Source organism: Acidimicrobiia bacterium (assembly GCA_035651955.1).
Lineage (GTDB): Bacteria > Actinomycetota > Acidimicrobiia > IMCC26256 > JAMXLJ01 > JAMXLJ01.
This window is the reverse complement of record DASRES010000041.1, coordinates 45890-54993: the sequence shown is the minus strand read 5'-3', so window position 1 is coordinate 54993 and position 9104 is coordinate 45890. Positions and strand designations below refer to the sequence as shown.

The 9104-nt window shown below is 71.7% G+C and carries 9 protein-coding genes; 4 read left to right on the top strand and 5 right to left on the bottom strand.

The annotated features are described in order from the left end of the window. The first annotated feature begins 371 nt into the window (after window positions 1-371). Window positions 372-962, top strand: a complete 591-nt coding sequence (locus tag VFC33_09830) for a maleylpyruvate isomerase family mycothiol-dependent enzyme (GenBank protein ID HZR13540.1) — start codon at window positions 372-374, stop codon at window positions 960-962. Window positions 963-1047: 85 nt separating this feature from the next. On the opposite strand, the gene VFC33_09825 is transcribed toward VFC33_09830, so the two are convergent. The 3 genes from VFC33_09825 to VFC33_09815 all read right to left on the bottom strand — a co-directional run bounded on the left by VFC33_09825 (window position 1048) and on the right by VFC33_09815 (window position 3579). Further along, complete coding sequence (locus VFC33_09825) at window positions 1048-2133, bottom strand: hypothetical protein (GenBank protein ID HZR13539.1); 1086 nt, start codon at window positions 2131-2133, stop codon at window positions 1048-1050. Between the two features lie 3 nt (window positions 2134-2136). Then, window positions 2137-2397, bottom strand: a complete 261-nt coding sequence (locus VFC33_09820) for a hypothetical protein (protein ID HZR13538.1) — start codon at window positions 2395-2397, stop codon at window positions 2137-2139. A gap of 78 nt (window positions 2398-2475) precedes the next feature. Beyond that, the gene (locus VFC33_09815; GenBank protein HZR13537.1) at window positions 2476-3579 is read right to left on the bottom strand and encodes a right-handed parallel beta-helix repeat-containing protein; all 1104 of its coding nucleotides are present in this window, start codon (window positions 3577-3579) and stop codon (window positions 2476-2478) included. Between the two features lie 336 nt (window positions 3580-3915). On the opposite strand from VFC33_09815, the gene VFC33_09810 reads away from it, so the two are divergent. The 3 genes from VFC33_09810 (at window position 3916) to VFC33_09800 (ending at window position 7821) form a co-directional block, all read left to right on the top strand. Further along, window positions 3916-5142 carry a mannosyltransferase family protein gene (locus VFC33_09810; protein ID HZR13536.1) on the top strand — a complete coding sequence of 409 codons (1227 nt, stop codon included), beginning with the start codon at window positions 3916-3918 and terminating at the stop codon, window positions 5140-5142. 100 nt (window positions 5143-5242) lie between these two features. Then, window positions 5243-6577 (top strand): CBS domain-containing protein, encoded by a 1335-nt coding sequence (locus VFC33_09805; protein HZR13535.1) that lies wholly within the window; start codon window positions 5243-5245, stop codon window positions 6575-6577. Then, window positions 6574-7821 (top strand): NRAMP family divalent metal transporter, encoded by a 1248-nt coding sequence (locus tag VFC33_09800; GenBank protein HZR13534.1) that lies wholly within the window; start codon window positions 6574-6576, stop codon window positions 7819-7821. Before VFC33_09805 ends, VFC33_09800 begins: the two co-directional genes overlap by 4 nt. Window positions 7822-7827: 6 nt before the next feature. On the opposite strand, the gene VFC33_09795 is transcribed toward VFC33_09800, so the two are convergent. Beyond that, window positions 7828-8712, bottom strand: coding sequence for a hypothetical protein (locus tag VFC33_09795; protein HZR13533.1), 885 nt, complete (start codon window positions 8710-8712; stop codon window positions 7828-7830). A 107-nt stretch (window positions 8713-8819) separates the two neighbouring features. Next, window positions 8820-9047 (bottom strand): hypothetical protein, encoded by a 228-nt coding sequence (locus VFC33_09790; GenBank protein HZR13532.1) that lies wholly within the window; start codon window positions 9045-9047, stop codon window positions 8820-8822. Window positions 9048-9104 lie beyond the last annotated feature (57 nt).

The following is a 9104-nucleotide window of genomic DNA, read 5'->3' as shown; positions in this document are numbered from 1 at the left end:
CCAGAGCGCGACCGCGGTGTGGCGCATGTCGTGGATGCGCAGCGGTTCGACGCCGGCTGCGCGCACGGCCGGGGCCCAGAAGCGCCGGCGCCAGAGCGAGAGACGTACAGGGCCGCCCTCCGGTGCGGGGAAGAGGAGCTGATCGACCACGCAGGCGCCACCAGCGCGGGACCGGTGCCCGTGACCGCGTAGGCGACCCGACGCCCGGCGCGCTGCAAGAACCGGATCTCCGACTCCCACCCCACCGAACGAAGCGTAGGGGATGCACACATCGAACGACTCCGACACGATCGGTGCCCGAGCCCCGGTGAGTTCGCGGCGTCCGCGACGTCAAGGTGGAGGGAGTGCCGCCGACGCGGAAGGGACCAGACATGCCTGCTGCACCCGATCTCCAGCCGCTCGTCGCGCAGTGCTACGAGGCGCTCGCGGACGAGCTCGAGGCACTGGACACCACACGATGGGACGTCCCGTCACTGTGCGAGGGTTGGCGCGTTCGCGAGGTCGTCGCGCACGTCACCATGCCGGCGCGCTACGACGAGCAGACGTTCATGGCCGAGCTGCGTGACTGCGACTTCGACTTCACGCGCCTCTCCAACCGGATTGCCGCGCGCGACGCCGAGCTGCCGAACGCCGAGCTCGTCGCCAACCTGCGCGACGAGACGTTGCACCGGTGGACGCCGCCCGGCGGCGGGGTCGAGGGCGCGCTGAACCACGTCGTGATCCACGGCCTCGACGTCACCGTCCCGCTCGGCGTCCCGCGGTCCTCGCCTGACGCGGCCGTCGTGCACGTGCTCGACCAGCTGACGCGCGGTGGCGGCCGCGCCAACTTCGGTGTCGACCTCGGCGACGGCGCGTTCGAGGCGACTGACGTCGACTGGTCGTTCGGCCGCGGATCGCCCGCCCGAGCTCCGGCCGGCGACCTCGTGCTGCGGTTCGCCGGGCGGTCCCGCGGGACCACATGAGCGTGCCTCTCATTGGCACTTGAGTGCCGTATGACGACCGAAATCCATCAATGAAGGACGGCGGCAGGGAGGGTGCGGCGCGCCGTCAGCGGCGCGGGCGGCGGCGGAGGTGGAGCGAGACGACCCGCCAGATGCACGTGGCGACGTCGGGCGCGGCCTCGATGCGCTGCTGCAGCCCGTCGTAGAACTCGGTGATGACGGCATCGCGCTGCGCCTCGGTGCGCGCAGGGTCGAGCGAGCGGAAGAAGGGGTTCTCGGTGACCGCTCGGACGAAGCCGATGTACGCCCGTGCGAACGCGGCGGCGTCGTGGTCGCGCGCGTACTGCGGGAACGTGGCGCTGTCGTCGCTCGCATCTTCGCGGTGCTCGAGCACCTCGAAGTCGTCGGAGGCGGGGCCGGACGAGAAGGGTGCGAGCCACTCCGCGAGCGTCCGGTTCCAGGTCGGGTAGAAGATCCGCTCGGCCTCCGCGCGCTGCAACGAGCCCCGCTCGACCATTGCGTGCAGCTCGTCGCCGATCAGCCCGAACAACCCCTCCGCGCCCGCACGCCCGGCGTCGTCGGAGGCGCCGGCGACGATCACGAGCTCGCCGCCGTCGACGAGCTCACGCGCGCGTTCGCGTAGGAACGTCGACCAGTCGTCGGCGGCTTGACGCTGCAGCGCGTCGCGTACCGCGCCGGTGGTGAGGTTCGAGAACACGGCGTCGGGGACCGGGCACGGCACCGTGCTGAGCCAGTGCAGTGTGATGCCCGACCAGCCGAGGTGGGTGCTCCGGTCGGGCACGAGCGGCCCGTACAGCGTCCGGCCGACGGCCGACGGGAACACGCTGTCACGTCCGGCTGTGTAGCTGCTCGCGCTGTCGAGCAGCGCGAACAGGGAACCGAAGTCGTTCTCGGGGAGGTCCGTGTGGAGGACGCAGACCGGTGTGCGGGCGTCTCGCGCGCGCACGCCGTCGATCGCCAGCGCGATCGGCTCCATCTCGTTCTGGCCGCCCGCGCAGCCCATGTCGAGGATCTGCAGCGGCGCCGGCGCGTCCGGGAGGGGAACCCGTGCTGCCGCGCTCCGCAGGTACGGGTACGCCACTGCGGCCGCCGCGTGCTGCGGGCGCGAGTGCCGGCTGTACTCGCCGTGCGTCGCCATGACGCTCTCGTCGATGCGTGCCTGCTCCACCATCGGTCAGCTCGCGCCCCACTCGCGCTCGGCCCACGGCTCGCCCGCGGTCGACCCGAGCTCATCACGCAATTGCGGGAGCAGCGTGTCGCGGACCTCGAGCCACGCGGCGTGCATCTCGTCGAGCGACTCGAACGGGAACGGCGCCATCGCGCCCTGCTGCGCGGGCAGCGGTGGCCCGGCCTTGAACAGGAGCCGCACCATCGGGTCGCTCACCCAGCGACCCGCGGCGGCGTTCGTGCTCTGACGCTTTCGAAGTTGTGCCATCGCGGCCTCCGACCGTCCGGCGGTGACACGTCAATTGAACATCACCGCCGGACGGTGCCGTGCCGCCTAGTTGCCGCCTCAGTTGCTGGCCACCGTGAACTCGGGGAACGCCTGGAGCGGCGCGCCCACGAGGTTGCCGGCCGCGTGCACGTTCGTGTTGCCGGGGTAGAACGCGATCGGCGCGATCGCGTCGGGGAAGGTGTTGCCCGACACGTCGACGTTCGTCGTGTTGGCGAGGCCGACGCCCGAGATCCCGCGATCGGGCTGCGCGGGGACGACGTTGCGCTGCACGACGACGTCGCTCGTGCCGTCGAAGTAGATGACTCCGCCACCGGACTGGCTCGCCGCGGTGTCGCTCGTGTTGCCGATCACGCGGAAGTGCGACCGCACGCCGGGCGTGCCTTCGACGTGGATCGTCATCGGCATCCCGACGAGCCGGTTGCCGAGGAACGCGAAGTCCTCGGTCGGCGCGGACGCGCCGTGGAGCGACACGAGGAACAACCGGCCCTCGCCGATCGTGTTGTTGCTGAACGTGATCCGGGTCTGTGCCGACTCGACGGAGTTCGGCTCCATGTCGATCGTCGCCCGGCGGGTGTCGCTGATCGTGTCGTGGTCGAACGTGACCTGGTCACCGCCGGCGACCGTCCAGCCCTGCCGGCCGTTGCGGCGGAACACCGAGTTCTCGACGGTCACCTGGCGGCTGGGCGCGCCGACGTACACGAAGTCCCCGTACACGTCGTAGACCTGTACGTGGTCGAGGACGATCCCGACGGTTCCGCCGATCACGAAGCCGTGCTGGGCCTCGAGATCCGCGACGTACGCGCCGTCGTCCAGGCCGGCGTCCGGGTTCGCGCCGCGCACGATCACATCGCGCACGGCGATGTCCGACCCGCCCGCGAACACGAACTGGCTGCGCGCGCGGGCAGCCGACGGGCCGAGCTCGCGTCCGTCGGTGAACGCGCGGAACGTCGCGTTGTCGCCCTCGAACGTCAGGTGGTTGCGGTTCTCGATCCGCAACGTCGCGTCGATCCGGTAGCAGCCGTTGGGCGTGAAGCGCAGCACGGACCCGTCGCCGATCGTGGCGATCCACCGCGTCAGGTCGGGGGTCACGTCCCGCGAGCAGTCGCTCGGGATCGACGCCGGGACGGTGAAGGTCCCGTTCGGGCGGGGGACGGTAGACACGGGCGCGACCCGTGCGCACGCGGACAGGGCAGCGGCGAGCAACGCGGCACACGCGAGCACGGGACCGAGACGACGGGCACGGACGGTCGGACGGTGATGCACGGAGTGACCCCCCTCGGTGCAGGACGCACGGATCCCGCGCGCTCGGCGTGAACCCCTGCCCGGCTCACCTCACGGTCTGTGTCATCGGCGTTCGGAGCGGGCGAGCTTGAACGGCACGCGACGACCACCGCACGCCGAGCGCTCATCGCGGTCTCATCCGCCTGTCAGGAGGGCTGGTGAGCGCGACCCGTCGCTCATGGCGTGCTCACGTCACAGTTCGCACGGTCGCGGCGGATGGCGATCGGAAGCGATGTGCGTGTGCGGGAGGGGCGACCCCGTGTGCGGCCCGGGCGGCCGCGTCCGGCCCGCCGCGACACCGTCCTCGCGGTAGCCCGGCGCGGACCGGAGCTCGATGCCGCGTTCGCGTTCGCCGGGGTCGCGGTCCTCGTGTACGCGGCCGTCGGCTTCTCGCCGGCCTTGCTCGCGCCGGTGCACACCAACCACGCCTTCGGGTCCACCGGCGTCGCGGTCCTCGACGGGTGGATGCACTGGGACGCGGGTTGGTACGCCAACGTCGCTCGGCACGGGTACGGATACCGCACCGGCGGCCAGTCGAGCGTCGCGTTCTTCCCGCTGTACCCGTTCCTCATGCGGTCGGTCGCGCTCGCGACGCGGGATGTGCTCGTCGCCGGTGTGGCCGTGACCGTCGCGTCCGGGCTCGCGTCCGTCGCGCTGTTCGCGCACTGGCTCGACGGTCGCGTCGAGACGCGCGCGCGTGCGCTCGCCGTCTCGCTGCTGCTCGTGTTCCCGTACGCGTACTTCCTCTACGGCGCGGTCTACTCCGACGCGCTGTTCCTCGCGTGCGCGCTCGGCGCGTTCGTGCTCCTCGAGGACGGGCGACCGTGGGCCGCGGGCGTCGTCGGTGCGCTCGCGACCGCCGCACGTCCGATCGGGCCGTTCCTCGTCGTGGGACTCTTCGCACGCACGATCGAGCTGCACCGGCAGCGGGGGGAGGGGAGCGCGGTTCGCGCCGTCCTCCCGGTCGGGACGTCCGCGCTCGGGCTCGTCGCGTACGCGACCTACCTGGGTGCACGGTTCGGCGACCCGCTCGCGTTCGCGCACACGCAGACGGCATGGGGTCACGGTTGGTCGATCGCCACGCTCGCGAAGATCCCGCTCGTGCGCGACCTTGCGCATGCGTCGTATCCGTACGCGCTCGTGCGCTACGCCGCGGCGCCGGCCGTCACGCTGGCCGCGCTCGTCGCGATCCCGTTCGTGTTCCGGCGCTTCGGTGTCGCGTACGGCCTGTACGCGCTCGGGGTCGTCGCGTTCCCCGCGCTCGTCACCGACGACCTGTTCAGCATGGGCCGCTTCCTGCTCGCCGCCTTTCCGTGCTTCGCGGTCGGGGGAGTGGCACTCGCGAGGTGCAACCGGACGGCGGGCGCGGCGGTCGTCGTCGCGAGCGCGACCGGCCTTCTCGTGGTGTCCGCGATGCTCGCCCGGGGCTACTACCTCGCGTGAACCCTCATCCCGCTCTCACTCCCGACCACAATGGTTGTCGCACCGGCCGGACGCGCCTGCGTCCCCGGCCCCGATCCGACGCGCGCGAGGAGGTGCGACCGTGGTGCGACGACCGCCGTCACCGGCCGACGCGCTGCGTCGCCGGCGCCGCGCCCGTTCGGAACGGCTCCTGGCGCGCCGCGCGGTCCGCGAGTCGCTCGTCTCGCTCGCGGGGCTGATCGGCAGCCCCGTCCGCCACGGCGAGAGCGCTGAGCTCGGCCGGCTCGTCGACGTGGTCGCGCGATGGGACGGCGCCGTTCACTACCCGCCGGTCACGGGGCTCGTCGTGCGCGTCGCGCGCCGGCTCGCGTTCGTTCCCGCCGCGCAGATCGAGACCATCGCGGCGAAAGCCGTCACCCTGCGATCGGCGCGCCTCGACCTCCAGGACTTCCGCCGGCGATCCGGCGAGGTGACCCTGGCCAAGGACGTCCTCGACCACCAGCTCGTCGACGTCGACGGCGTGCAGGTGATCCGCGCCGCGGACCTGTACCTGGCGCCCGTCCTCGGACGCATCCTGCTCGTCGGCGTCGACGTGAGCGTGTCGTCACTGCTGCGCCGCCTCGGACCCGCGCGCTGGCGCACACGACCGACGCCCGAGCGCGTCATCGACTGGGCCTCCATCCAACCGTTCAGCGACCCCGAGGCCGACGTGCAGCTGCGCGTGCCGCACGCGGGCCTGCGCGAGCTGCGCCCGAGCGAGCTCGCCGATCTCCTCGAGGACCTCGGGCGCGACGAACGCCACGAGCTGCTCGGCTCGCTCGAGCCCGAGACCGCCGCGGACGCGCTCGAGGAGATGGAGCCGGGCGAGCTCGAAGCGCTGCTGCGCGAGGCACCGCCCGAGCAGGCCGCGATGCTCGTCGCCGCCATGGAGCCCGACGAAGCGGCGGACGCGCTGCGGACCCTCGGCGCCGACGAGCGCGCCGCGCTGCTCCTCCGCATGCCGCGCGAGACGTCCCGTCACCTTGCCGAGCTGCTCGAGTACCCCGTCGGCACCGCGGGCGGGATCATGACGACCCACGTCGTGTGCGTTCCCGCGTCGGACACGATCGCGTCCGTGAAGCGCGCGCTCGCCGACATGCGCGAGCACCGCTCGGACATCGACGCGGTCGCGGTCGTCGACGGCGACGGGTACCTGCTCGACGACGTGACGTTGTTCGACGTGTTGCTCGCGCCCGACGACCGCCACGTCGGTCAGCTCGTCGGCGAGCCGCGCTGCGCGGTCGTGGAGCCCGACATGCCGATCGACGAGCTCGCCGACCGCCTCATCGACGCGCGGCGCTCGTCGCTCGTCGTCGTGGACCACGACAAGCCCGTCGGCCGGATCCTCGCCGACGACGTCATCGACGCGCTCGTGCCCGGGCGGGGCCGCTTCCGCTTCCCGCGGCTGCTGCAATGAGGGAGGGGACGCGGCGGCGGACGCGCTTCCTCGCCTACCTCGCGATCGCCGGACCGGGTCTCATCGCCGCGAACGCCGGGAACGACGCCGGCGGCATCGCGACCTACGCGTCGGCGGGTTCGCAGTACCGGTACCGGACGCTCTTCTTCATGGTGCTCGTGACCGTCGGGCTCGTCGTCGTGCAGGAGATGAGCGCGCGTCTCGGTGTCTTCACCGGCAAGGGGCTCGCGGCGTTGATCCGCGAGCAGTTCTCGATCCGGTTCGCGACGCTCGCGCTCGCGTGCCTGCTGCTCGCGAACCTCGGGCTCGTCGTGTCGGAGTTCGCCGGCATCGGCGCGGCGCTCGAGCTGCTCGGCGTCACGCGCTATCTGAGCGTGCCGGTCGCGGCCGTCGCGCTGTGGGCGCTGGTGATGTTCGGCTCGTACCGGTACGCCGAGCGCGTCTTCCTGCTGCTGTCGCTCGTGTTCCTGACCTATCCGATCGCGGCGGTGCTCGGTCACCCGGACTGGCACGCGGTCGCGTCGCAGACGGTGCTGCCGCACTTCACGGGTGGGCAGGCGTTCGTGTTCGTCGGCGTCGCGCTGATCGGCACGACGATCTCGCCGTACATGCAGCTCTACACCGCCGCCGGCGTGGTCGACCGTGGCATCACGGCGGACGAGTACTCGCTCGAACGTGTCGACGCGGTCGGGGGCGCCGTGTTCGGTGACTTCATCGCGATGTGCATCATCATCGCGACCGCGGCGGCGATCGGCGGACACGGGCCGCTGTCGAGCGCGAAGCAGGCCGCGGAGGCGCTGCGCCCGGTCGCGGGCGCAGGCGCAGAGCTGCTCTTCGCGATCGGCCTGCTCGGCGCGTCGGCGCTCGCCGCCGCGGTGGTGCCGCTGTCGACGTCCTACGCGATCTCCGAGGCGGTCGGCGTCGAGCGATCCGTGTCGCGGCGCTTCCGCGAGGCGCCCGTGTTCCTCGGCCTGTTCACGTTCCAGGTGTTCGTCGGCGCGCTGGTCGCGCTCACACCGGTCAACCTGATCCGGCTGCTCGTCGGCACGCAGGTGCTGCAGGGGATCATCACGCCGGTCATCCTCGTGTTCATCCTCACGCTCGCGAACCGTCGCAGCCTGCTCGGTGACGCGGCGAACGGCCCGGTGTTCCGGGCCGTCGCCTGGGTGTGCGTGATCGCCGTGGCCGTGCTGTCGAGCGTGCTGCTCGCGCAGACGGTCCTCGGCTGGTTCGGCGTCGCCTGACGCCGTTCAGCACCCTGCGGCGTTGATCGTGTACGTGAACGGGTGCAGCCCGCCCCAGCCGTCGAGCACGACGCCGTTGCCGTTGTTGTCGATCGCGACGCCACGCGCGATGTCCCACGCCTTGTGCCCGAAGGACGGCCCCCAGTACGTGTCCGGTGGCGTCGCCAGCTGCGCCTTGCCGAACGCATGGACACCGCCCCAGCCGTCGAGCGTGAAGCCGCCCTGGCCGTTGGGCAACAGCGCGAGGCCGCGCACGATGTTCCACTTTGGCCAGTAGGGCGCGTTGCACGTGTCGATCGTCTCGGTCACGGTCGAGAACGGATGGATCCCGCCCCACGCGTCGATCGTCGCGCCGTTGAGGTTGTACGCGCTGCCCGCCGGCGCGGGGTCGAGCGAGATCGCACGCGTCGGCACGTTGTACAGGTACGACTGGTCGTTCGTGGCGTAGGTCACCGGGGTCACGCCGTTCGCTCCGAACGGGTAGGCCTTGGCGTGGGTGTTGATGACCGCACCACGGACCGGCGGATTGGTCGGGTTGAGTACGTCGCTGCCCTCGATCGCCATGTTGTGCGCAACGACTTGTCCCACGGCGTGCTTGCCGCCGAACAGCGCGGGCGGCGGTGGGTTGCCGAACGGATGGAAGCCGCCCCAGCCGTCGAGGACGTACCCGCGGCAGGTTCCGTCGTGGAGCAGCGCGACGCCCGTCGCGATGTCCCAGCCCTGCCAGTACGGCTGGTTCGGGAATGGCGGCGTGCACGGGCTCGTCGCCGCGGCGCGCACCGTCCCACCCTGGGCTGCACCGGCCGTGGCCGTGCCGACCGACCCGATCCCGAACGTCGCGAGCGCGACCACCACACTCGAACCGACCAACCATGACCAGAACCGACGCATCGGTCCCCTCCCTGCCACGTCGCCCCATTGCGACACGATTGCGATCCTGCGCGGCGCTCCATGAGCGCGTCGTGAAAGCGGATGCGCGTGGGGCTTGACGCGTGGCGTCAGGCGTGATCGCGGTCGTGGGCCGCGCGGGCACGCGCCTGGAGCTCGCGCAGCCACCGCTCCAGATCCGCCCGGGGAATGCAGATGCGGCGGTTCTCGAGCAGCGCACGCAGGTCCTCGCGCGCGAGGACGTCCTCGACCGCGTCCGGTCCGAGCCAGGCCGCGAGGTCGTCGACGTGGAACGCCAACTCGTCGGTCTCGCCGGTGCGCGCGGCCTCGTCCTCCACGTAGTGGGTATCGGCACCGGAGCGCCCGTCCGAAGGGGAAATCTCGTCCGGGGCTGG

Excerpts from the sequence above, each read along its gene's own strand:
- VFC33_09830 (HZR13540.1), top strand. The coding sequence starts at position 372 with ATGCCTGCTGCACCCGATCTCCAGCCGCTCGTCGCGCAGTGCTACGAG.
- VFC33_09825 (HZR13539.1), bottom strand. The coding sequence starts at position 2,133 with ATGGTGGAGCAGGCACGCATCGACGAGAGCGTCATGGCGACGCACGGC.
- VFC33_09820 (HZR13538.1), bottom strand. The coding sequence starts at position 2,397 with ATGGCACAACTTCGAAAGCGTCAGAGCACGAACGCCGCCGCGGGTCGC.
- VFC33_09810 (HZR13536.1), top strand. The coding sequence starts at position 3,916 with ATGGCGATCGGAAGCGATGTGCGTGTGCGGGAGGGGCGACCCCGTGTG.
- VFC33_09800 (HZR13534.1), top strand. The coding sequence starts at position 6,574 with ATGAGGGAGGGGACGCGGCGGCGGACGCGCTTCCTCGCCTACCTCGCG.
- VFC33_09795 (HZR13533.1), bottom strand. The coding sequence starts at position 8,712 with ATGCGTCGGTTCTGGTCATGGTTGGTCGGTTCGAGTGTGGTGGTCGCG.